Raw genomic sequence first — 25,496 nt, forward strand, 5'->3', positions numbered from 1 at the left:
AGGGCCCTCGCCACTCATAAATCCCCCACTTATTTTATACTTCTACCAGCATGGCACCAAAGGAGTAGCCACCCCCAAATACGGTGACAACGATGCGCTCGCCTTTCTTAAACGTATCCCACTGTTCTGACAGGGCGATACCACACCCGGCGCAACCCGTGTTTCCGTATCGCTGAATGTTGGAAATAAGTTTCTCTTCCGGCAGCCCAAGCGTATTCATCACGTTGCGTGAAATTCTCAAATTGGCCTGATGGGGTAAAATATAATCCACATCCGCGAGCGTTAGATTACACTTTTCGATTACCTGTAGGCTCGCTTTAGGCATGTACTGACAGGCATTGATAAACACATCTCGGCCGTGTGGCATCGTAACACCGCCATCAGCCGGTTTCATCATTACGCCGGTCGTTGCCTTAGGCGTATGAGCGGCCCCACCCGTCATAAGGGCTTTAATGGTGAAGTCCCCTTCACTTTGCCGTTCCTTTGTAATCAGTAAGGCCGCGGCTCCGTCCCCCCACAAATGCCCCGAAATAGTATCCTGTTCATTGTAGTAGAGCGTATTGTGTTCCGATACAATGACTATGGCTCTAATGGCTTTATTGAGCGCAAAATACCCTTCCACTACCTCAATTGCGTTCAGCAGTGAGGAGCAGGCTGTTGATATAGAAACAACCGGGATATCGGCAATACCCAGAAAATGCTGGGCTTCGTGCGCTAAAGAAACAATGGTATCGTAAGGAGTGTACGTACCGCCAACAATTAAGTCAACCGTTGATAAGTCCGTTTTTTCCATGAGCCGTTTCACAACCTCAACGGTCATCGTATTTGTGTTCTCTCCCGGAGCGGCTTTACGTCGCTCCACAATTCCGGTACGTTCAACAATCCAGTCGCTGGACAGGCCATTGAGCTGTGTAAAATGGTCATTGCCAACTACCTCCGTTGGTAGGTAATGGCTTACTGCATGTATGTACATCAGTCGCTGATAGTAGAGCTAACACATAAATAGCTCGATTAAAGGGTTAAAGTTAAATCCTTCCGTGAAAACGTGGTATTCCACATTAGAACAATACTATAAACTAGTAGATGTTTCTTGTTTTAGTACTAATGTAACTCCTCATTCGGCTTCGCGAAGGATCTGTTCGTAGAAATTAATCAACTTATTGGCCTCACTTGTCCAGTTATAAAATTGCTCGACTGCTTGTCGGCCCCGTTGGCCCATAGAGCGTGCTTCGCCAACATGCTCGATTAAATAGATAAGCTTCTCTGCCACCTGAGCCGGTTCATAAGGCGACACACAGAACCCACAATTATGTTGTTCGACAACTGCCCGATAAAGTGGAAAGTTCGATGTGATAACCGGCAAACCCAGTGCCATATATTCGAATAACTTAGTTGGGTACGAATCTTCGTAGTCACCAACGGGTTTGAGCAGGGCTAACCCTGCCGTTGCACCGGTTGCGTAAGGGAACGCAATTCGCTGGTCTGTATAATCGTAAAAGTGGAGATTTTTCCGAACGGTACTAAAGCCGGGAAGGTCGATCAAATCAGCTTCTGTAAATAACCGTTTACCAAATAAGTACATCGTAAACGCTGGATAGAGAGCCTTGATTTGTTCCAGTGCGCAAACAAGGGTATCAAAGGCCCGCTCGAAACTTAGCCAGCCTATGTAGAAAAATGAGGGTTGATCTGTATTGGGTTGGTAAGGCTTCCGAAAAGATTCTACAAAGCTCAGCAACGGATAATTATAGATTACGCAGAAGGGCTTGTTTAATGAAAGATAAGTGGTCAGGTAGCTATGTTCAGTAAAAATCAGGTAGAAATGACGCCGGGCAAGCCGATCAAATAGCTGGAAGGCTTTGGTCAGTAGAAAACCGTTGTTGAGTGTTTTGAGGTGCATTTTTTTGTGCAAGTTCTCCTGCACCTCATAAATGATTTGTGCACCAAAAATGTGGAATACATAAGCGAAAGGTAAAAATTCGGGTACGTATACATGCACCACTTTCGGGCGTAACCACAGGCACCGTAGTACAATGAACGGGCAGGTTAATAACGTTCGCCAAATCACCCGCCGGAAGTAAGGCAAGCTAATGAAGTGAATGGCGGGCGCAATGGCCGGATTGCTGTGGGGAATGGCACAAAAAACGTCATAGAGCTCGGTCAACGTCTGGCATTGCTTTAATACCACGCGGGGGTCTTGGGGCTGGTGTGCGGTACTAATGTGCAATACACGCGCTTTTTTCATAGAAACACAGCCGTCAGCGCTGCAAAAGTGAGCAAAAAGTGACTAATGAATCACTTGATGACCCCAAAGCTACGCAGTTCTGCGTCAATCTTTTGATTCCATCGTTCCTGAACTGCCTGATTGAGGCTATGATTTGTCTCGTTATCGTACTGGGTTTGCATCCGGTTCATCTCCCGAAACGACTCGATAAACTGGTACTGAGTAATACTATTATAATCTTCCAGTGTGAGGCTATCGGGGTTAATTTTTCGTTTAAATCGTTCAACAATAATCTTGACGATATCGAAGTGGCGTTGTTCGTGATTCAGGGCGTAAGCATTGCGGGCATCAGGCTGCCCCCAGGAGGAGGTTTTGAGCATATAGGCTTTTGCCGTCAGGTTCAGTTGAATAACACCATTCTTTACACTGCTTTTCCCCTCATAGGCAAAGCTGGTAAATACTTCGGCCGCGTAGTGGCTACCCCGGCGCGGTTTGGCCTGGAAGTCAGCCCAGATTAGTTTACGGGCCGGGTTGTAATGAACGGTATCGTCATTAGTGATTCGGGTATCATCAATGAATGTAACATTCAGGCTCTTGGCCAACTTTTCGTTTTTCCCGCTTTCGCGGTTCATGTAATCGTTCAAATTACGCAGTGAAGCAACCAATGACTGACGAATGACTTGTTCAACCACTGCCATCTGGCCCAGCGGACGAGTGTAACTGGCACTCCCCTGATATTCAGTTAATGGACTGCTCGTTTCATCGCTAACGTGATTTTTGCCGAGTAACACAAATGACACCATGAAGGTGAATTGACCATTTATACGGTTGCCACTTGCAGTTTCCCGAACCTGGCATTTGTTGATTCGCATAGCAACGGGTCGTAGTTCCTGGTTTTGTTTCAGCCCCTGATTGATAAAATAGCGAAAGCTGTTGGCTGCTCCTCCTTCCAGGTCAACGGGTTGGGGGGATTTACCAGGCAGTAGTGCTAACCGGGCTACCGGACCCGATTCTTGCCGCTGGTCCAACACGGTAGCAATGTAAAACTCTTTGGGAGTGAATGGTAAGGACTCAGAACGAAGCCGAATGGAGGTGCCTGGCTGCTGAAAAGAGAGAAATGGCAGACCCGCTAAAAGGGAAAAGAAGAGAATACAAAGACGCATTAAGCCAACAACCCTATGGTTCGATCATATACGTTTAATAACGAAACAGTCAGATTAATCGTACGAAACGTCAGGGTTTCTGTCGGACTGGCGAGCCGTGCTTCTGGTCCATAGGCCCCCTTCGTTTTTGCGCAAAAACTCAATGTCGCTGGTCTGAGAATCAAAACACCACCGGCTTGTTCTCCATGTATTCTTTCGATGTAAGAGTTTTTTCGGTTTACGGGCTTTACGCTACTATAAATCCCAAAAATTAGCCCTCCGTTTCATATCTTAACAATAGAACCGGAGGGCTATAAATCAATAGTTCAGCAGACTACTCAATTATCATAGCCTTGCCGCTAACGATGTCATTTTCAACGGTTTTGAATTTAACATCCCGTTTTACAGAACCATCGGGATACTGCACGTTGACACGGGCGTTCCGGTCCAGTTTAGCTACGCGAAGCGGGGCCTGGCGCTGAACGGGCATGGGCGGTACTCCGGCTCCCATGGCGTCGTTTTCAGCCATACGGCGGGCGTACTCTTCAGGACCGGTGGCCAGGTGATCATCATCAAAGTCTTCTACGTTTGTATGTAACTTTGGTTGTGGCTGTGGCCGTCGCTGTACCGGGGCCTGCCGAATTTCGGGTGCCGATTCCTCCTGTGCGGGAATGTCGGCTTTGGTCAGGAAACTGATGGTATCGAAGTTAACCTTAATCAGGAAGCGTTTGAACAGTTCCACCGATTCAAACTTATAGACCAGCAACGGGTCCTTCTGCTCAAAAACGGCGTTTTGCACCGACTGCTTCAGATCGTCCATTTCGCGGAGGTGTTCTTTCCACTCCTGATCGATCACCGACAGGGTAACTGCCTTCTCCATTTCCGTAACGATATCCCGCGCCCCTGAGTTGACCGCCTTTTGCAGATCCGTTACGACAGTTAACTCATGGATACCATCGGAGAAGGGGACCACGATATTTTTAATCTGGTGACCCTGCTCATTCAGTACCTGCGTTAAAATAGGCAGAGCCTTGTCGGCAATGGCGTGGTTTTTTGCCTGGTAGTTTGCTTCTGCTTCTTCATACAACCGCTGTGTCTGCTCAGGGCGCTTCAGCCGACCGAACTCTTCTGTCGGCAATGACGCCGAAAGACCAAGCGTTGTTAAAAGCTGAAGTTTCACCTCTTCGTAGTTTCCCTCTGCGTTATTGACGGCTTCCTCAACCACATCATACATGGTGTTGGCAATATCAAGCGGCAGACGGTCCCCAAACAGCGCGTTTCGACGGCGTTTGTAGATGGCCTCACGCTGGTAGTTCATCACGTCATCGTACTCAAGCAACCGCTTTCGAATGCCGAAGTTATTTTCTTCTACCTTCTTCTGAGCCCGTTCAATCGACTTGGTAATCATGGAGTGCTGAATTACCTCGCCCTCTTCCAGCCCCATACGGTCCATCACTTTGGCAATCCGTTCCGAACCAAACAAACGCATCAGGCTGTCTTCGAGTGATACAAAGAACTGCGTGGTACCCGGATCGCCCTGACGACCGGAACGACCCCGCAACTGCCGGTCGACCCGACGGGATTCATGCCGCTCGGTGCCAATAATAGCAAGACCACCGGCCGCTTTCGATTCGGGTGTTAACTTAATGTCGGTACCCCGCCCGGCCATGTTCGTCGCAATGGTAACCGTACCCGGGAAACCGGCTGAAGCCACAATCTCGGCTTCCCGCTGGTGATACTTGGCGTTCAGAACCTGGTGCTGAATTTTGCGCATCGTCAGCATCCGGCTCAGCAACTCAGAGTTTTCTACCGACGTTGTACCCACCAGCACAGGACGGCCTTTTTCCACCAGGCTGGTAATCTCATCGGCTACGGCGTTGTATTTTTCGCGCACCGAACGATATACTTTGTCTTCTTCATCAGCGCGGCTGATGGGTCGGTTGGTTGGAATGACAACCACATCCATTTTATAAATCTGCCAGAACTCGGACGCTTCTGTTTCGGCCGTACCCGTCATACCCGCCCGTTTGTGGTACATCCGGAAATAATTCTGGAGGGTAACCGTAGCGTACGTTTGAGTAGCATCTTCGACCTTCACATTCTCTTTTGCCTCAACGGCCTGGTGCAACCCATCCGACCACCGACGTCCTTCCATAATCCGGCCCGTTTGCTCATCGACGATTTTCACCTTACCGTCCATGATCACATATTCGGTATCCTTCTCAAAGAGACAGTAGGCTTTCAATAATTGGTTGACCGTGTTTATCCGTTGCGTTTTGACCGCATAGTCGCGAATAATTCCTTCTTTGTTAATTATTTTATCCTGTTCAGACGTTTCCGGGTCTTTATCAATCGCATTGAGGTCAATGGACAAGTCGGGCAGAATAAAGAAGTTAGGGTCTTCGCCGGAGCCAGTTATGTAATCAATTCCTTTCTCCGTCAGGTCAATGCTGTTGTGCCGTTCATCAATCGTAAAATACAGGGGAGCATCGGCTTCCGGCATCAACTTCTGGTTTTCGGCCAGATAAATCGACTCCGTCCGCTGAAGCAGGGCTTTATTTCCTGTTTCACTCAGGTACTTAATCAGCGGTTTGTGCTTAGGCAAACCCCGATAAGCCCGGAAAAGCGACAATCCTCCTTCTTTTTCATCGCCAGCAGCCACCTTTCGCTTGGCATCGTTCAGGAAATCATACACCAATTTACGCTGGACTTCCACCAGACGCGATACCCGGGGCTTTAACTCAATATACTCCTGCTCATCGCCACGGGGAACCGGACCGCTGATAATTAACGGAGTACGGGCATCATCAATCAGCACAGAATCGACTTCATCCACCATTGCGTAATGATGTTTACGCTGCACCAGTTCGCCCGTTTCGCGGGCCATGTTATCGCGCAGATAATCGAACCCGAATTCGTTATTGGTACCGTACGTAATATCGGCCAGGTACGCCAACTTACGCTGCTCTGAATTAGGCTGGTGTTTATCAATGCAGTCAACCCGCATACCATGAAACTCGAATAGTGGGGCCATCCATTCGGAGTCACGCTTGGCCAGATAATCATTGACCGTTACAATATGCACACCCCGTCCAGCCAAACCGTTCAAAAATGCCGGGAAGGTAGCAACTAGGGTTTTACCCTCTCCAGTAGCCATCTCGGCAATCTTTCCTTCGTGGAGTACGACACCGCCAATGATCTGTACATCATAATGCACCATATCCCACTTGATGGGTGATCCGGCAGCATCCCACTGATTAGCCCAGTGGGCTTTTTCGCCATCGATGACCACGTTTTTCTTGCGGCTGGAAATCTCTAGGTCAAAGTCCGTAGCGGTTACAGTTAGCTGCTCATTTTCGGTAAAGCGCCGGGCCGTTTCCTTCACAACGGCGAAGGCACGTGGCAGAATATTAAGCAGAACGCGTTCCAATTCAATATTTCGGTCCGCTTCGAGCTTATCAATTTTATTAAAAAGTCGCTCCTTTTCATTAACGTCCCCATCGGGATCACTGGCCAATTCGTTCAGCTCGGTTAGCTGATTATCAATATCAGCTAATTCAGTAGCAATGTGGGCTTTTAGGTCGGCTGATATCTGACGCAGTGCATCGTTCGAGAGGTCTTTTAACTGGGCAAATTCGGTGTTCACCTTTTCGACATAGGGAATCAGGTCCTTCAGATCCCTCTGTGATTTAGTGCCGAAAAGTTTAGCTATTAGATTAATCATATTTCTGAAGTCATTAGCCGGTTTATACCAGCTATCTACCTGTTTTTTGCTTACAAATTTAGTGCATTACCCCGGTACTACAACGTAGGCCCTGAGCTGATGGGTACTCCCTTGCTAAATGAGGACAAACTTTTAAAAAGAATCTATTACTTTTGCAGTTCAATTTTTGGCCCAATTGCCAGCGTTCATGTGTATTAAGGACAAATTGTCACGTTCTATTCGTTCTTTCCGATCCTATCCAGTTGTTCTCCTGCTATTAATACTGACAGGGTCATATCAGGTATCGGCTCAGGCACCCCGATCAAGGGTCGATCAATTGAGTGACGAGGACGTAGAGAATTTTTACCGCCGGGCCGAAGCCAGCGGCTTAAACGAAATGCAGATTGAGCAGGCGGCTATGTCGCAGGGATATACGCTCGATGATATTGCCAAGATGCGAAAACGAATAACTAATATTCGTACAAAAACGTCCCGCCCCTCTAGCCAGACATCTATAAATAATACAACCGGGCGGGTGTTGCCTCCTGATCTCTCTCGCCGGGCGGACTCCCTACCCAGTATTGCAGCGAAAGATACAAGCCGTAGATTACGCGTATTCGGGGCTTCTTTGTTTGAAAACGCGAACCTTTCGTTTGAACCTAATCTCCGGATTGCAACGCCCCGCAATTATATAGTGGGACCGGATGACGAGATCAGGATTGAAATTTCTGGTGCCTCAACGGGTGAGTTTCAATTGAAAGTAAGCCCGGATGGTACGGTGAAACTCCCCGACCTGGCTCCTGTTTTTGTGAGTGGCTTGACATTCGATCAGGCAGAACAACGTATTATTTCCCGATTGCGGCAGGGGGGATATCAGGGGTTGAGTACAAGTGGCGGTAATACTACTGCCAGTGCCAGTCTGACAAATATTCGCAGTATTCGGGTTACGCTGGTCGGAGAAGTCGTTCGGCCGGGTACCTACACCATTTCCTCCCTGGGATCGGCTTTCAATGCGCTCTACCTGGCAGGCGGCCCCAATCCAGAAACGGGTTCATTCCGGAAAATCAATGTAATACGGGGGAACCGGGTCGTTCGTACCATTGACTTATACGATTTCATCCTCCGTGCCGATCAGCGCGACAACATTCGGTTACAGGATCAGGATGTTATCCAGGTAGCTGATTATGTAGCGCATGTTGAGATGACCGGGCAGGTACGTCGCCCAGCCATATTTGAAGTACTGCCGGGAGAAACGCTGAAAACAGTGCTAGGCTTTGCGGGCGGCTTTGCCGACGAAGCATATCGGGCTAGCATCACCCTTCGGCGAAACACCAGTCGGGAAAGACAGATAGTTACCATAACCGAGGAGCAGATCGCAAATTTTGTACCACAGCGGGGCGACAGGTATGAAGTGGGTAAGATCCTGGAACGGTATGAGAACCGGATTCAGGTAGCCGGTGCTGTCATGCGTCCCGGCGATTACTCGCTTGAACCCGGTTTGGAAACGGTAAAGCAACTGGTTGCGCGGGCGGAGGGGTTACGCAAGGATGCCTTCACAAATCGGGCCTCCATTACGCGTGAACGCCCAGACATGGATCGGGAAAACCTGTCGTTTGATCTGGGTAAACTGATGCGGGGTGAGATCGCTGATATTCCGCTGATGCGGCAGGACAGCCTGACTGTGTTATCCATCCGGGACCTTCGGGAGAACTATTATATAACGATTGAGGGAGCCGTCAACCGGCCTGATACTATTCCGTTTATTACCAATATGAGCGTAGCGGATTTGGTCGCTCAGGCGGGTGGTTTTCGGGAGGGAGCCAAACCAAACCTGATCGAGGTAGCCCGGCGCATTCGGCAGGACTCTGGCGGTATTAATACGACGCGGGTAGAAATGTATCGGTTTGCCGTTAACCGGGATCTGCAAATTTCTGAATCTGGAGCTGGTAGCGTATTCCGACTTCAGCCATTTGATATCGTATACGTTCGAACGTCCGTTAATTACGAATCACAGCAACAGATATATGTATACGGTGAAGTTATGCAGCCAGGGAATTATGCTATAATCAGCCGCGAAGAACGTATAAGTGATCTTATCAAACGGGCGGGTGGATTAAAACCAAGCGCGTACATGGCAGGGGCTCAGTTCAGGCGTAAGGGCATATTAATTGGCAACGATCTTCGTAATCTGCTTACTGATTCAAGTATGGAATCGAATTTATTGGTACAAAATGGTGATACGCTTTTTGTGCCACGCCGGTCTGAAACAGTTAGTATTGAAGGAGCTGTACTGAATCCTTCTTCGGTTAGCTACAAAGCGGATTATGATTTTGAAGACTACATCGGCGAAGGTGGTGGATTTACGGACAACGCCCGTTCCGGTAAGGCCTACGTTATTTATCCAAACGGCCGTAAGGCACGCACAAAGCCCTTCTTGTCGCGCAACTCCCTGTTTAAAACATCACGTCCCGAAATTGAACCTGGGTCAACAATCGTGGTTCCTTTCAAGCCTCAGGACAATAACAAAATAAGTGCAGCAGAACGGCTGGGTATTCTTTCTTTATTAGCAACAGTATCTATTGCACTTGTTAATATTCTTCGCTAAACATCTATTTGTCAGATAAGTATGGATGATGCGAAAACAATAAAGAGACTGGGTATAGAAGACGAAGAGATTGAAATTCGATTGACTGACATTGTTCAGTTCTTCAAGAAAAGCCAACGGCACATATTTTTAGGTGTGCTGATTGGGCTGTTGATTGGTGGTCTGTATGCCTTTTCAAAACAGAGTATGTACACAGCTCAGGTGACGGTAATGCCTGAAGTGCAATCGAAAGGAGCAGGAAGTCTGGGTAGCCTTGGATCGCTTGCTGGCTTGGCTGGTATCAGTTTAGATAACTTGGGTGGACAAGATGCTATTCGTCCTGATTTGTACCCAAATGTTCTACAAAGCGTTCCCTTTGCCTTGGATCTTTTGGAACAACCAGTTTATTCCCAAAAACTACAGACTAAAGTTAAGCTGTATGAATTTACAAGACAAGTGTCTGCTACGGATCTATTTGGTAGCATAAGCAGTTTGTTTTCCAGTAAAAATGTGGAAATAAGTCAGGATAAGAAGTCAGATCCGAAAAACTTTAGCAAGGCCATTCAAGTAACGAAAGAACAGGATGAATTGATAAAAGGAGTTCAAGAAAGTGTTTCGGCTACTTACGATAAGAAAACGGGAATAATAACGATTGTAGCTATTGAGCCCGATCCTGTTGTGGCTGCTACAGTTGCTCGTCTGTCACTAGAGTATCTAACCAACTATATAACTACGTATCGTACTGAAAAAGCACGTAAACAGGTTGATTTTCTAGTACAACAAGTGAGTGAAGCTAAAGCTAAGTACCAGGCTGCAGAATACGCACTTTCTGCGTACCGGGACCGAAACAGAAACTTATTTCTGGAATCGGCTAAAATAGGTGAACAACGGCTTCAGGCTGACTATCTACTGACGCAATCAGTAAACAACGAACTGTCAAAGCAGTTGGAACAAGCTAAGATTAAAGTGCAGGAAGAAACCCCCATTTTTAAGACACTAGAACCTCCTATAGTTCCGTTGCGAAAGAGTGGACCTAAAAGGATGCTCATTATACTTGGGTTTGGTGTTGCAGGTGCTTTTTTTAGTATGGTAATAGTATTGGTACGACTCATATCACGCCAGCATCCCAATCCTGCTGCATGAAAAGAGCATTAATTTGTGGAGTTTCTGGTCAGGATGGAGCCTATCTTGCCAAATTACTGCTCGAGAAAGGGTATGATGTATATGGCGGTTCGCGTGATGCTCAGATGTCCTCTTTTGGCAATTTAAGCCGGTTAAGCATTCGGAAAGATGTGGAAGTTGTTTCACTAAGTATTAGTGATTTCAGAAGCGTACTTCAGACAATACTGAAAATTAAGCCAGATGAAGTGTATAACCTTGCCGGACAAAGCTCAGTGGGGTTATCATTCGAACAACCTGTTGAAACACTGGAAAGTATTAGCGTTGGTACGCTCAATTTACTGGAAGCAATTCGGTTTAGTAATCTGCCCATAAAGTTTTATAGCGCAGGCTCTAGTGAATGCTTTGGTGACACTGGTAGTGTGGCTGCCGATGAAATGACGCCCTTCCGCCCCCGGAGTCCGTATGGGGTAGCTAAAGCAGCCGCTTTCTGGCAGGTAGCCAACTACCGTGAAGCGTATCAGCTACACGCCAGCACAGGCATTCTGTTTAACCACGAATCACCCTTACGGCCTGAGCGGTTTGTTACTCAAAAAATAGTCTCGGCTGCCTGCCGTATCGCTGCCGGGAGTAATGAGATGTTAACTCTAGGAAATATTGACATTGCCCGCGATTGGGGCTGGGCACCCGATTACGTAGAAGCAATGTGGTTAATGCTTCAGCAAGAACAGGCCAGTGATTACGTAATTGCTACGGGGCAGACGAACAAACTCCGCGATTTTATCCAAGTTGTATTTCAGACAGTTGGGTTGAATTGGGAAGAACATACCAACGTCGATTCATCGTTTTTTCGGCCGACTGACATAGCCGTAGGTTATGCTAATCCTGCCAAAGCGTTTAACTTACTAAGTTGGCAGGCTCATTATAAAATGGAGGAAGTTGGAGAGATGATGGTAAAAAGTTTTTTGAAAACCAAATCAAGGTAATGATCAAACAGTATTCTCCAGACACGGTAGTAGCGAAACCTATTTGGCCAAAAAGAATTTTTTGGCGAATAGCAGAGAAATTCAAGTTAGAAAGAGTAGTCAATCTGTTTATTAATAAAGACAGCTATCTTGTTGATCAGGGCTGGTTTTTGAGCATTAGAACGGGAAAATCAGTTGGGGGGCAAGGACAGCCAATCCCTTGGCTAACGTATCCATTCATTAACTTCATTGAACCACGGCTGAAAAAAAGCATGACAATGTATGAGTTTGGTTGCGGAAATTCAACGCTGTGGTTTGCAGAACGGGTAGGTAGTGTGCAATCGGTCGAGCACGATAAAGAATGGTATGAAGCAATAGCCCCAAAATTACCCTCGAATGTGAAACTTACTCTCGAAGAAATTGTCAGTGACGAAACCTACTCGTCCATTACTTTTATGGCTGTTTCCGATGAGACTTCCTATTCTTCGGTAGTCTCGCATACAGGTCAATTGTACGACATTATTTTGGTAGATGGGGTATACCGAGCCAACTCGATTGCGCATTCAGTCCATTCCCTTAAAGAAGGTGGCGTTATTATATTAGATAATGTAGATTACGTAGAGTCGCAGGAATGCAAAAATTACATGGAAAAAGATGGCTTTAAAAGACTGGATTTTTGGGGAATGTGCCCTATAGTTCATCACGACTCTTGTACTGCAATCTTTTACAAGGAAAATAATTGCCTGAATATATAGAAGGGTAATAACTGTTATTCAACATATTTACTTTGACCTGAGCAATCTTAGGTTTGAAAATTGCAGGCCTAAATTTTCAAACCTAAGATTGCTTATGTTGGCATTTGCCAAGTGCAGTATTTTAAGTTATATCGATAGTTAGCGTGACCTGTAAATTAATTATTTACTCGCTTTCCCGTTAACGTTTGAACTAACTCAGGTTGGGATATGTGGAAGAATAGTTTTTATAATACAGTGGGTGGAATACTAAAATTGATTTTAGGCCTACTGAGCGTGCCCATTTTAACAAAGACACTTGGCCTTGAAATGTATGGATTATATATTTCAACTAATGCTATACTAAATATTGCTCTATTCGCGGAATGGAGCATTGCCGCTACAATTACTGTATTTTTATCCAAAGAGATACGACCAATTTCTTCGCCGGCAATTGCAGAAGTGAAATATAGTGTGTTTACAAATGCAGCCATTTTTGCTCTTTTTCTGGCTGTTACTGCGGGCTTTATTATGGGTTTCAATGCTGAATGGATTGCTCAACTTTTTGAAAATCTCACGACGAAAGAGCGACTATTACTTAAAAATGCCCTACAGGTTAGCAGTGTGATAGTGGTTTCCCGGCTTATACACCAGTTTTTCTTAGGAATTCTTCAAGCAAACAGCAAGTATGGACTTTTAAACATAATTTCTACTACTTATACCATTATCAGTGTTGCCACCGCCTTAGTCTTAGGTGCTTTAACTGGAGATATTATTTTAATTCAGATATTTCAGAGTGTTTTTGCCATCTTAATGATTGGTGTATATTATAGAAGTTGCCAGAGATCTGGTTTATTCTCTATTCGTTATTTTACAAGGCCTGATTTAGTCCAATTTAAAGAGTTTACTGCTTATGGTACCCGTTTATGGATGCTGGCGATTGGTACGTCTTTTTTTTCACAAGGAGACCGGCTAATTATACTACGTTTATTCGGTACCGAATTGTCGGGTATCTACTCGGCTATTACGACGCTATGTAACCAAATAAACGTTATTTCAGCTATGCCTGTACAACCTTTGCTACCGCTAATGAGTGAAAGTTACGAGAAAATGGCAGAAGGTAACGCGGAAAAAATGCGGTCTTTTTTCATAAGATCTTTTACTGTTATCGTTTGTATTATTGTCCCTGCGGGCGCAGGAGTTATATTTTTTTCAACCCAAATTTCTCAAATACTTTTTAGCGATAGACGGATAGTAGATGCATCTACTATCCGTCTATCGCTCATTATAACTGCCTTTGCCTATGCACTTTACTCGTTTAACGCAGTGGGATATTTTACTTTGCTAGGCATCAAAAAAGAAAAATTTACTACTCAAATTGTATTAGTATCTGGATTCACAGCGCTTAGCTTAATTTATTATTTATCGACTAAATTTGGTATTATCGGTGCTTGTTTAGGAAATCTTGGTTATAGTATTACACTTTTATTAAATTATAAAGCGTCAAGCAAATTGAATATACCGAAATATAGCCTTTTCAAAGAAGAAAGTCTGGTTCTTATGGCTGGCTTGTTGCTATCTTTTATATGCGTAATTTATGATAATTTATTTATAAGTATAGGACTATATATGATTTTACTTATTATTACTTTTTTGTCTTTGAAAAAACGACTAAACATATCTATTCTCTCAATAGATGGCAAAATGAATTCAATTTTTAAACGCTTTTAAGGACTGTTCTATAAAAACTCTTACTTTGTCAATATTCTTCAGCAAATTTCCTTTTATGGAACTAACTAAACCGTTTTTTATTTTAGCCTGATATGTTTCATTAATGGCTTGGTATAACCTAGTGCTACTAACTCCTCCTGAGCGCATTCTGACGGTTGTTTTATCAACGAAGGAAGCAATCAACTGATCTTTGGGGCGCATAAGTAATTCATAGTCCCCACATATTTTATAATGAGGATCAAAAACTCCATACTTGTCAAATAAAATTTTGGCATGAAAGCAGCCAACGTGCCATGTAATCATATTCTTTTTAAATAGGTCCCACTGCCACAAAGCACCTACCGTGCGAATGTATGAAAGGTCGTCATGAACTAATTCAATGCGAGAAGAAACATACTCTAACTGCTTACGATTCGGATGCTGACAAATATGATTCATATACACTTCTATCGTTTCTGGATATAGAATATCATCAGCACCAACGAACGCAATCCAATTGCCTTTAGCCACCGCCAGCCCTTTGTTCCAGGCATCGTAAATACCCATATCGGGCTCGCTAACCCAGTAAGCCAGCTGATCCTGATATTGCATAATGATGTCAACAGTACCGTCGGACGAGCCACCATCAATAATGATGTACTCAAAGCTGGAGTATGTCTGTGATAAGATGCTAAGAATGCAGTCGTTTAAGTAAAGATGTGCGTTATACACCGCTGTAATGACACTTACTTGAGGTCTGTTATCTGGTGTTGAAGATTTGGACATACTGATACTGGTTGGCTTCTTCATGTATATAGCCAAGTTTTATAATTAAATTTGAAATATAAATTATCCTTGTTAAGGCTTAAAATCTTGCTAGGTTGGACCGCTGTTGCGATGTCACTTTATAAAGAAGAGAACCTCCCTACTCTATTGATAACTATATAAGAGTGATATCTTTGCCTCCTAAATGGTTATATGAGGAGGCAAAGACCCGTATCTACAAAGGTTTCTTGCGGAATTGAACTACAACGGCGTACTATTTCAGGCTGTAACATTTTTTAGAAATCTCTAATGTGAGAACATGTATTTTTTGTAAAAATACATGTTCTATTCTATATTGTCAGAAAAGCTATTTAGATTGTATAGTATGCCTGAAAGTCAATCATTAGAATTTCAAACTAACAGAAATCTGGAACTTTTGCCACATACCGTCGGAAAAGAAACAGCAGGCTCTGAACCTGAACCTATTTTGTCTATTGTAATACCAGTATATAATGGAGTCCAGTTTATTGAAGCAGCTATTCAGAGTGTTATCAATCAATGCTATAAAGTTGAATTAATTATTATCGATGGAGGTAGTACTGATGGTTCTCTAGACGTAATAAAACGGTATGCCAACTGGATTACCTACGCTATTAGTGAACCAGATGCAGGTATTTACGATGCAATGAATAAAGGTATTGACAAGGCAACAGGTAAATGGGTATTCTTTCTGGGAGCAGATGACGTTTTACAACCTGGTGTCCTGAAAGAGGTAGCTCCATACCTTTCTAAGGATAAAGTCTTAATTTTTGGAGATGTATTATTTGAAAATGGCTTGAGATTTCCTTCCTTCTTCAGTGCAAGAACAGTTTTTCAGAATACGATTCATCACCAAGGTGCATTTTATCGGTATTCGTTGTTCGATGGGTTTCGGTACAATACTAATCTTCGGATATTATCAGACTATGAATTAAACCTAATTATATACCAACATAAACTACCTGTTCAAAAAGTACCTCTAATAATCGCTTGTTGTAGAGAAGGTGGAGCCAGTAGCCAGATACAATTATCAATCAGTGAAACAAATTATATACGATCATTATATCTGCCAAATAAGACATTAAATTGGGCCCTTGCTAAACTATTAAAAACATATTACGCTCAAAAAAGATTACGCTCATGGTTGATTGGCCTTTTTTATAAAAAAATTAAAAATAACTATGCATGACATTGAACAGGATCTAGTTGGAGAGTTTCTTCAAAATACCCTGATCGTTATCGTATTGTATAACTTTAATCTTTACGACTCTATTACGTACAAATGCTTAGAAGAAGCATTTGTACGTAAGTCAAAACAGAAAATTGATTTATTTATTTATGATAACAGCCCTGTTGCTGATATTCATTTAGGAGAATTTACCAGCAACAGCAAATTCAATTTGTTATATCTTCACGATCCAAGCAATCCAGGGGTCAGCAGAGCATATAATAGAGCAGCAGATTGGGCCAAAAGTAAAGATAAAAAACTATTACTTGTCTTGGATCAAGACACTAAGTTGCCAGCCGAAGGATTAGTGTGTTATGCACAAGCTGTAACATCTTTCCCTGAATTTCCATTATACGCTCCACAAGTATACAGCGGGGGGATACTATACTCCCCCTGTCGATATGTTTTTCAGAAGGGATCTAATCTTAAAGGTATCGACCCTGGTGTTCACCAAACTAGATATCGTAGTGTGATCAATAGTGGTCTATTAATTAACTTGTTTGCTTTTCATAAAGTTGGTGGTTATGATGATGAAGTCCAACTCTATTTTAGTGATCATGTATTTTTTGACAGAATCAAAAAATATTTCCCCAGATTTGTAGTAATAAAATGCCGCTTAGAACATCAACTTTCCAGTGTAGATTATAATGATTTATCAACTGCCTTAATCCGATTTGCATACTACAGCAGAGGAGCAAGGCAGGCTAGCCATAATAATAACTATCAATATGCAAAGCATAGTATTATGGTGGGTTTGCGCAGTTTAGCAATGAGTTATAGGTTTCGATCACTGCAATTTTTGAGTGTGTTTAAAGAGAATTTTCTAATAAATTCTGATAAAGCCTAATTTAAAATTTTTTCATGCAACTAGATTACGATATAATTCCTGAGGTTTTATTATGGGCTACCATTTTTTTTATAATACTGTACGTATTATACCGACGGTATATATATTCTTTTATTGATCCACTTTTTATTTTTGTTTTTACTACTGCCTTCGCAAGTGTACTGGTCATCAACGTTCTAGAAGATACGTCTGCAGTGGTGAGCTTTTTTGTGTGTCAGCTTTTCTTATTTTTAGGCTTTGATAGTGTTCAGCGATTTTCAACACTATCTCCAGCCAGTGACGATAGTGATATTAAGTTTGGAAGTACATCTACGTTAGAAATGACGGTGTACATTTTATTTTTCATGTACGTCATAGGGAACATAGTACTATTTTTCACAAAAGGATTTGCATTATTAAGCGATAACCCAAGTGATTCCAAAGTGGCAGATTTTCGCGGTGGTTTCGGTATAATTAGAAAAATAAACTGGTCTGCTGGTAGCTTTGTTACAACAGGTCTACTCTATTTATACTTGAAAAGTAAACGAAAAAAATATCTTTTTTTATTGCTGATTGTAATTATTTTTACTGCAGTTGAAGGTTCAAAAGGTTCTCTTTTAAAAGTTTTAGCTGCCTTTGCATTCTTAGCATATCACCCTATTTTCAGAGGAAGAGCGGAAATTTTTATTTTATTTAAGCGATACATTCCGATAGGAACTTTAGCGTTAATAACTATATTCTCTGTTGTTTTGCTTAAAGAAAATCAGCAAACAGACCAAGCTATGTTTGCTTTAGCACGTCGTTTCCTGTACAGTGCCGATTCAATATTATATTATTATACGCCTGTTAATATAAACTATTTTTCCCGTTATAATTTCATGGACTATCCAGCTTATTTGGCGAACCCTGTGTTAGGTTTTTTTAGGATCGCCCCTTATAAAGAAGTATTTGGGAATATCATGGTTGAAAATGCGCTCCCGGATTTTGCCAAAGCTGACGTGATAGTAGGACCAAATATTCCTTTTTACATAGAAGGACAGATATTTTTTGGCTATTATGGCGCTTTCATTCATAGCTTTCTCATTGGGGCCTCATATTCATTAATCAGATTATTGTTTTTTTCACTCAAAAGTGGTTCCAGTTTTTTTTTTATATTCCTCTGTACCTTGTCTCAAATAGCAGGGAATATAATTACTGATACATCATTATTTGTAACCATGCTTTCTGATACGTGTGTCTTTGTATTACCCGTTTATATTTTGACTAATTTTATCCTTCACAGCAAAGTCACGATTAAGCATGTAAGCTTTTCAAGAATGATATAAGCTTTAGTAATAGTAAATGACAATCTAATTATATGATTAGTGTATGTATTGCCACTTATAACGGCGAACGTTACGTAACGAAACAGTTGCTCTCTATACTGGCGCAGTTGAGTGAATATGATGAAGTTATTATATCAGATGATAGGTCAACGGATAATACAGTAGCTGTCATCAAAGAAATAAAAGACAGACGCATATCAGTAACAGTAAATGAATATCGTTCCGGTCCAGTCGGAAACTTTGAAAAAGCGCTAAAAAGAGCAAAAGGAGAGTACATTTTCTTAGCTGACCAAGATGATATTTGGTTACCAGGCAAAGTAAATTCTGTCTTACCTCTGTTACATAATTATGACTTAGTATTGACTGATTGTATAGTTATAAACGAAAATAATGAACTTATAATGCCTTCTTTTTTTGAGTTTCGAAAGAGCCAACCAGGCTTTTGGCGAAATCTATATAGGAACTCGTATATGGGATGCTGTATGGCTTTCAAGCGTACAATTCTAACATATACGCTGCCCTTCCCTGATGAAGTGCATATGCATGATTGGTGGATAGGTTTACTTGTTGAAGTTAATGGGTCAGTATACTTCCATAATCAACCACTCATCAATTATGTTAGGCATGGGAGCAATGCATCACCAACAGGTGAAAGCGGATATGGAGCGTTGAGACGATTAAGGAATAGATACTACCTCTTAACTAATCTGTTGTGGCGTTCGATTTCTCTGTAATGACATGTATATTGAAACTATGGTTACTGTAATAATACCTACTTATAATGCTGAAAGGTATCTAAGAACTTTGCTTCTCAAGCTTAGCGAGCAGACATTACCACATCGACTAATTATAATTGATTCAGATTCTTCAGACAGCACAAAAGAGATAGTAATTGACCATAAAGTAGAATTGATTCAAATTGAAAAAGCATCGTTTAACCATGGTTCTACGCGTAACCTTGGAGCTAAACTGGCTAATTCTGAAATAATAGTGTTTATGACTCAAGACGCTCTTCCTGCATCCTCAAACACCCTAGAGTGCCTGGTTGATGCACTGTCAAGCCGGGAAGATATCGCCTTGGCATATGGTAGACAATTACCTTACCCTAATACGAAAATATTTGAGCGTTTCGCCAGGATGACTAATTATCCTGAAATAAGCGTAGTGAAAAATAAAAACTTAATACCAGAAATGGGTATAAAAACCTGTTCCTGTTCTAATTCATTCGCTGCTTACAAGAAGAACGCTTTACTGGCGGTGGGTGGATTTCCGTCAAACACTGTATTAGGTGAAGATGTGTCAGTGGCTGCTCGTTTGATATTAACGGGGAAGTCAATAGCTTATGCAGCAGAGGCCGAAGTATTTCATTCACATGACTACACTGTAGGCGAAGAATTTAAGAGGTACTTTGATATAGGGGCATTTCATCGTGAAGAGCGAGAAATACTGAGCAACTTTTCCAAAGCCGAATCTGAAGGGTTTAGGTATGTACTTCAAGAATGGAGTTATTTGCGGCAGAATGATCAGCTCATATCTATCCCCATGCAGTTGTTACGTACATTTGCTAAGTATACAGGTTACAAGCTTGGGATTTGGCAAAAGTACATACCAAATTATCTAAAACGCAAAATTAGCATGCATAGCTCTTTTTGGATGTTATGACCATAATGAATAAGAATAGTTTTGATTTTTTACGCTTCTTTTTTGCCTACATAGTAGTTATATGTCATATAGCGGACTTATCTCAAGACCAGAATTTTGCTCGATATAGGAATTATATTGATTCATATGTTGCGTTAACTGGATTTTTTATAATTAGTGGCTTTCTCATAGGGAAAAGCTATAATGCATCTAAGAGTGTACTCAACTATTTTGAAAAAAGGGCTAGGAGGCTTCTCCCTGGTTATTTTGCGTCCATTATATTGGCTGCTATGTTACTTTCTTTTTTTAGCAGTTATACATTTATACAGTATTTTACAGATATACAGGTTTTTAAGTATTTATTCTGGAATTCAATATTTTTGAACTTTGTACAACCTTGTTTACCAGGACTATTTGTAACAAATAGAGAATGTGCAGTGAATGGTGCTTTGTGGACTATAAAAGTAGAGGTATTGTTTTATGCATTAGTACCTGTTATTTATAATTACTTAAACAAGATTGAGAAAAAATACTTTGTTTTAATTCCAGTGTATATTTTATCGGTGATCTATAAAACTTATTTGGGTAATTCTGATAGTGAAATGTTGGTTCTACTTAGTCGTCAAACGCCTGGATTTTTAAGTTATTTTGTTTGTGGATTTTCATTCTACTATTATTATGATTTCTATATTCAACATAAAGGTAAACTATTCCTTATTGCACTTCCTATTTTTCTGATTGAGTATCATTTCGGTATAGAACTGTTAAGGCCAATTTCCCAATCTATCATTGTATTTTTTATCGCATACAGCTTGCCGAAGTTTAATAATTTCGGCAAATACGGAGATTTTTCATATGGCACATACATATTTCATTTTTCGTTAATTCAGCTATTTGTACAATACGGGCTTTTTGATTTGTACAACCCCTTCCTAATGGCAGGATTAGTAATATTATTGGTAGGTGCAATGGCTATCTTCTCTTGGAACTTCGTCGAAAAACCATTTCTGATAAGAAAACCAAAACCTATGAACGCATGGTAATTGTTATATCAGTCTAATTATCTAGTGCAGAGCTGCTTTTAATAGTCAATATGCTTTAATTTGATTAAGGCAGTAAGTAACTAACAGCGGATTTACACTCAGACAGGACTGTCTAATAAAAAATGTATTCGCTGAGGATTGACCTATCTGCCTTAGGCTGTCTAACAGGGAATAGTAAATGATTTTGGACGTAAAAATGGAGGATTTTTATTGTCAATTCAGTAAGTTACTTGTATATATGCATATTTGCTGAATTTGTTATTGATCCGTGAGTAAGTCTGTAAATTTCATAACTGATTGGTGTGGCTTTAGAGACCATTCGGCAACTTCTATCAAGCAACAACTTTACGAACTAATTCACGCATCAATATATCGTAACGACTTTAGGATAATCAAACTTATGCGCAATATACTGCTTGTCTTTTCTTTTCTTTTTCCTATTCTAGTAAGTTGTGGTCAGGGAGGAAAGACACCTGCCGTTTCTGATAAAGTAAGATCCAAGATTCAGGAGCCTTCGTCTGGGCAGTCGTTACCAGCCAATGTAGTGGGACTTTCTGAAAAGTTAGCTATTCAGGAACAATCAATTAACAAACGAACTGGTTTTTTTTCAGTCACAGGATTGCGTAGTTATTCGGCTAATGTAGCAACCGCGTTGCCAGTTATCAATACAAGCGATTTTGGTGGGGGCTTATTCGTGCTTGACCCAATGGATGCTAGTACTGCTGATAATACGGGTATGTGCTTAGTAACACGTTCAGGACTACGGTACAAACGACAAATAACTGGGGCAGGTATTAGTGTAAAATGGTTTGGAGCTAAAGGAGACGGAGCTAATAACGACCGACCTTCTATTCAGTTAGCGGTTGATTATGCCCGTTCAATTGCCGTACCGAATGGATCAACCGTACGAACCGAGGTTCTGTTTCCTTTTGGCACTTACCGAATCAATGGCCAGCCCGTCAACGTGACTAATGCCAATGGGGTATACTTAAGAGGTAGTGCGGGACGGGGCTTTAATGTACAGATAAACGGTAACACGGGGGGGGCCATTTTTGACTTTACTGGCGCTACCCTGTCAGGATGCGAAGGCTTCACATTCCTTTCGGCTGCCAATGAAAGTGCCCCTTCGACTATTGGCGTATTATTTGCCCTTTCACAAGATACGAAGGGTAACCGTATTGGTGGTTTAAACTGTACCCTCAATAATTGTTACTTTCAGATGAGCCATTTACCAACAGCAAATGGCGGCTTAGGCAGCATAGCGGTTGTCAATATCCGATCTGAAGAGTTCGGCGTTAGCAATGTATACACCTCATCAACGGTAGGTTTTTTGTACACCAGTAAAAATAATCTTTCAGATTTGGGCGTATCTTATTCTGTACAAAGTCAGTTCACTGCTATCGCTACCGGCATTGGCAGCATGGGTGTCATCGACATGCAGAACATCAGTATCCAGACCCAGACTAAAACTCAGCCCGGCCTGATTCTGCTTGGTACTAACTCGGTGCGCTTTCACGGTTATATTTCCCGTAATAATGAAAAAGGTAAAGGGGAGGAATACGCGATCTGGTTAGTAAACAATAACGATAATCTCAACCTGTCGGGAACGGTTGAATCCTTCTCAAGTATTGCCCGGTTTGGGGCCGTCAACAGCAACCTGAATCTGAATTTCATTACAGCGGGACATACTGATACTAGCAAGCCCATATTTATCTGCACTGGAGCGGTTGTAAAAGATTCACGACTAACTGTTTCGTTTGGGAATCTAAAAGAATTGAATAATGGGCGGTCATTCTTATACCACGCTCCGGTTGGCGGGGGGGATAATCCGGCTACAGGTTATATACTAAATAGCACTCTTTCCTGTGCCGAATGGTCAGATAACCGGTTGTTTATGTCACCAAATCTGGTTAAATCTAGTGCTAACTTTACAGCCAATTCAGGGCAACCATTCGAAAAAAAAGGGCCTTGGATTCACAGCTTAGTCAATTATCCTAAACTCTTGGGGACCGACAAAAAAGGCTCGGTAATAGCATCAATTACCCATTTTAATCAGTGCGATAAAAGGACGAAATCAACAGAAAATGGTGGATATTATGCGGTTAAAATATCCGGTGTAGTTGATGTAGGTGGCTACGCATCGGGTGGTTCCGGCTCGGTACTATTCGAGAGCTCAATTAGCATTCAGCAGCTAGGTAGTGGCCAGTTACAGGTAGCTTCACCAAGTACAACAATTATGTCAAAATCACTTGCTTCACCCTCTTACATAAATATAAGTAGTATTGTTCCGACACTCAGCTTTTCAAACGGTTTGGGTAATGTTAATCTGACTGTCAAGGTGACAGGAGCTAATGCAGGTGAGCCAATCCGGTTTACCGGGCAGGTTTCAATTCTCAGTCAATTTAAGGTCAATCAGTCGATTCTGTTCGATTAATTGTATCGAAAGTAAAAAGCGATTTAAGACTTTTGCGTGTTTATAAAGAGCATTAATAGTTAATTATTTTTCTAGGTTAGAACTTTGAAATTTATTTGATGAGGCTCCAGGCAATGAATATTTTAGACTCAACATTTGTCTTGGAGTAAGCTCCAGATTTTCTATAATCTATGCTGTTGTTCCCCTCCATCAAGACGTATCCTTTAAACAGTCACTTGTTCAGTAGGAGTTAAACAACTCTTTGATTAATCTGTACTGACTTATCTACTCAGTTGCCCTGCCTATATAGAAGAGACTAAGGGATAAAATAGAATACTTAGGTTGTTACTTTACTTTTCAGATGCGCTAGTTCAAGCTATGCCCTTCAGGGCAAAAATCTATTTGCTACACACCTCAATTTTTTTAGTTGTTTTATCGATTGTGGCAAAAGCATTGGAGAACAAATGAGAACAGCACCGTCTTCAGCCGAAACAGCGAACTCAGATACTATGAACTTTCAGCCCACAGTATCTGAGTTCGTGCATAATTAGTGTAATAATCTATGGGTGTAGCCTGGAAGGCTATGAAATATGCTTTACGTTTGGATGCCTAAGGCTCATTAAAGGACTGGCATTATTCTTTTTTGTCTTACTTTTTCAATTTTCTTTGTTACTAATTCATTCAGTATAACTGAAATGATAGTAGTCATCAATGTTAAGGTCAAACCTAACCCTCCAATTATTGGGATTTTCAGCGCGACTATACAAGACAAAATGAAAATGTGTGATATATATATGGGATAAGACAGTTCCCCTATATATTTGTCACGTTCCCAATTTTTAGTCAAAATGAAAATGAAAGGCAGACAAATAAAGAATGCGAATAAATAAGCATATCTCTTTCCTGGTACATGTATAAAACTATAAAGAAAAGTAAATGCTAAAAGGCTTATCCAGCAAACCTTAAGATACAGTACTCTTATTTTTAGTCTTCGAACGTTCGTGTATATATGGTAAGACACTGATCCGATCAGAAAATAGGCTAATTCTGTTGGAAAAAAACGATATGACCAAGGATCAAGATTTAGACCATATTTTGATAAGATAATTCGTAGCGTAAAAGATAATACAATTAGGGTAATAATGATTTTTAGCTTCCTTCTCACGAGAAGAGGAGCAATCAGATAAAAAGCCATCTCAATTCCTATACTCCAAGCTTGGGGAACGAATAAGAATTGATATAGTAAAGGACTTGTCTGTCTAAAATTTTGAGTAAAAAATAAATTTCCAGTTGATGTATTTAATCCCAAAAACATAACACTGTCTTGGAATAAAATAAATACATTGGTGAAAACTAGAAAAGAAAAACTAGTGAAACTCATATCATGAAAATATTTTAAGTAGTAACTGAAAGCAGCATATTCGTTGCCATAGTTGTTTGAAGGATCAATAAGCGAATAAATAAAAGTTAATAGGAGAACTGACCAATAAACGGGATATAATCTTAAAAATCTATTTGTTATAAATAGTCTATAGGAGTTATTTATGCCTATATATTTTTCATTAAGAATTAAGGTCATGTAAAATCCAGAGATGATGTAGAATGCTTGAACTGCCATTTGGCCACCAACAAAGTCGAATCCAATTATTGAACTTGAGTGTGCAATAACAACCGTTATTGCTAATGTAAATCTCAATACGCCCATACCTAATTTTTACAATCAATTATAAATTCACTGATTACAATGTGTAAACTAATATAATACACCACTAACGGCTAAGAAAGTCAGGAGAAACTCATATATTTCTTATCATCTCAATGCAGAAGAGGTGTCTTTCGGCGAGATGATGATAAATATTTCAATAAGACAACCTAAATTAATGTTAATTACTACTCAAGTGAAATTAAAACTTATTTCTTAAGCGTTGAATATCCCCAATAAGAATCTGATAAGATCTTACTTGACTAAAGCAATTATAATAAGTGATGCTAGTCACAGGATTTTAAACCTTAAAAGTTAAATGTTACCCCTAGAATCAAT

Annotated in this window: 18 protein-coding genes; 12 read left to right on the top strand and 6 right to left on the bottom strand. The window is 41.4% G+C overall.

What is annotated here, in order from left to right:
• Positions 1-34 precede the first annotated feature (34 nt).
• The 4 genes from B156_RS0100450 to secA form a co-directional block, all read right to left on the bottom strand.
• Positions 35-973, bottom strand: a complete 939-nt coding sequence (locus B156_RS0100450) for a 3-oxoacyl-ACP synthase III family protein (protein ID WP_018617631.1) — start codon at positions 971-973, stop codon at positions 35-37.
• A 141-nt stretch (positions 974-1,114) separates the two neighbouring features.
• Positions 1,115-2,242 (bottom strand): glycosyltransferase, encoded by a 1,128-nt coding sequence (locus tag B156_RS0100455; RefSeq protein ID WP_040584895.1) that lies wholly within the window; start codon positions 2,240-2,242, stop codon positions 1,115-1,117.
• Between the two features lie 50 nt (positions 2,243-2,292).
• Positions 2,293-3,384, bottom strand: coding sequence for a hypothetical protein (locus tag B156_RS0100460; protein ID WP_018617633.1), 1,092 nt, complete (start codon positions 3,382-3,384; stop codon positions 2,293-2,295).
• 313 nt (positions 3,385-3,697) lie between these two features.
• Entirely contained in the window at positions 3,698-7,087 is a 3,390-nt protein-coding gene (secA, locus tag B156_RS0100465; protein WP_018617634.1) for a preprotein translocase subunit SecA, read from the bottom strand.
• Positions 7,088-7,274: 187 nt separating this feature from the next.
• On the opposite strand from secA, the gene B156_RS0100470 reads away from it, so the two are divergent.
• From B156_RS0100470 to B156_RS0100490, 5 genes are all read left to right on the top strand, one after another.
• On the top strand, positions 7,275-9,671 hold the full coding sequence (locus B156_RS0100470; RefSeq protein ID WP_026260496.1) for an SLBB domain-containing protein: 2,397 nt from the start codon (positions 7,275-7,277) through the stop codon (positions 9,669-9,671).
• A 21-nt stretch (positions 9,672-9,692) separates the two neighbouring features.
• The gene (locus B156_RS0100475) at positions 9,693-10,793 is read left to right on the top strand and encodes a GumC domain-containing protein (protein WP_018617636.1); all 1,101 of its coding nucleotides are present in this window, start codon (positions 9,693-9,695) and stop codon (positions 10,791-10,793) included.
• Complete coding sequence (locus B156_RS0100480) at positions 10,790-11,755, top strand: GDP-mannose 4,6-dehydratase (protein WP_018617637.1); 966 nt, start codon at positions 10,790-10,792, stop codon at positions 11,753-11,755. The genes B156_RS0100475 and B156_RS0100480 overlap by 4 nt, the downstream gene beginning before the upstream one ends.
• The gene (locus B156_RS0100485; protein ID WP_018617638.1) at positions 11,755-12,489 is read left to right on the top strand and encodes a class I SAM-dependent methyltransferase; all 735 of its coding nucleotides are present in this window, start codon (positions 11,755-11,757) and stop codon (positions 12,487-12,489) included. The genes B156_RS0100480 and B156_RS0100485 overlap by 1 nt, the downstream gene beginning before the upstream one ends.
• A gap of 207 nt (positions 12,490-12,696) precedes the next feature.
• Entirely contained in the window at positions 12,697-14,196 is a 1,500-nt protein-coding gene (locus B156_RS0100490) for an oligosaccharide flippase family protein (RefSeq protein ID WP_018617639.1), read from the top strand.
• On the opposite strand, the gene B156_RS0100495 is transcribed toward B156_RS0100490, so the two are convergent.
• Positions 14,176-14,985 carry a glycosyltransferase family 2 protein gene (locus tag B156_RS0100495; RefSeq protein WP_157626882.1) on the bottom strand — a complete coding sequence of 270 codons (810 nt, stop codon included), beginning with the start codon at positions 14,983-14,985 and terminating at the stop codon, positions 14,176-14,178. The genes B156_RS0100490 and B156_RS0100495 overlap by 21 nt on opposite strands.
• Before the next feature lie 340 nt (positions 14,986-15,325).
• Between B156_RS0100495 and B156_RS0100500 the strand changes: the two genes are divergently transcribed.
• From B156_RS0100500 to B156_RS0100530, 7 genes are all read left to right on the top strand, one after another.
• Positions 15,326-16,168, top strand: coding sequence for a glycosyltransferase family 2 protein (locus B156_RS0100500; RefSeq protein ID WP_157626883.1), 843 nt, complete (start codon positions 15,326-15,328; stop codon positions 16,166-16,168).
• On the top strand, positions 16,161-17,054 hold the full coding sequence (locus B156_RS0100505) for a glycosyltransferase family protein (RefSeq protein WP_018617642.1): 894 nt from the start codon (positions 16,161-16,163) through the stop codon (positions 17,052-17,054). Before B156_RS0100500 ends, B156_RS0100505 begins: the two co-directional genes overlap by 8 nt.
• Before the next feature lie 14 nt (positions 17,055-17,068).
• Positions 17,069-18,358 (top strand): hypothetical protein, encoded by a 1,290-nt coding sequence (locus B156_RS0100510; protein WP_018617643.1) that lies wholly within the window; start codon positions 17,069-17,071, stop codon positions 18,356-18,358.
• Positions 18,359-18,390: 32 nt separating this feature from the next.
• Positions 18,391-19,092, top strand: coding sequence for a glycosyltransferase family 2 protein (locus tag B156_RS0100515; protein WP_018617644.1), 702 nt, complete (start codon positions 18,391-18,393; stop codon positions 19,090-19,092).
• Between the two features lie 4 nt (positions 19,093-19,096).
• Entirely contained in the window at positions 19,097-20,020 is a 924-nt protein-coding gene (locus B156_RS0100520) for a glycosyltransferase family 2 protein (RefSeq protein WP_018617645.1), read from the top strand.
• 5 nt (positions 20,021-20,025) lie between these two features.
• Positions 20,026-21,042 carry an acyltransferase family protein gene (locus tag B156_RS28685; protein WP_157626884.1) on the top strand — a complete coding sequence of 339 codons (1,017 nt, stop codon included), beginning with the start codon at positions 20,026-20,028 and terminating at the stop codon, positions 21,040-21,042.
• A 400-nt stretch (positions 21,043-21,442) separates the two neighbouring features.
• Positions 21,443-23,476: a hypothetical protein gene (locus tag B156_RS0100530; protein ID WP_157626885.1), complete on the top strand. Its 2,034-nt coding sequence runs from the start codon at positions 21,443-21,445 to the stop codon at positions 23,474-23,476.
• 598 nt (positions 23,477-24,074) lie between these two features.
• Here the strand turns inward: B156_RS0100530 and B156_RS32535 are convergent.
• A complete protein-coding gene (locus B156_RS32535) occupies positions 24,075-25,160 on the bottom strand; it encodes an acyltransferase family protein (protein WP_018617648.1) in 1,086 nt (361 codons plus the stop codon).
• Between the last annotated feature and the right edge of the window lie 336 nt (positions 25,161-25,496).

The organism is Spirosoma luteum DSM 19990 (genome assembly GCF_000374065.1).
In the GTDB taxonomy this organism is placed as follows: domain Bacteria; phylum Bacteroidota; class Bacteroidia; order Cytophagales; family Spirosomataceae; genus Spirosoma; species Spirosoma luteum.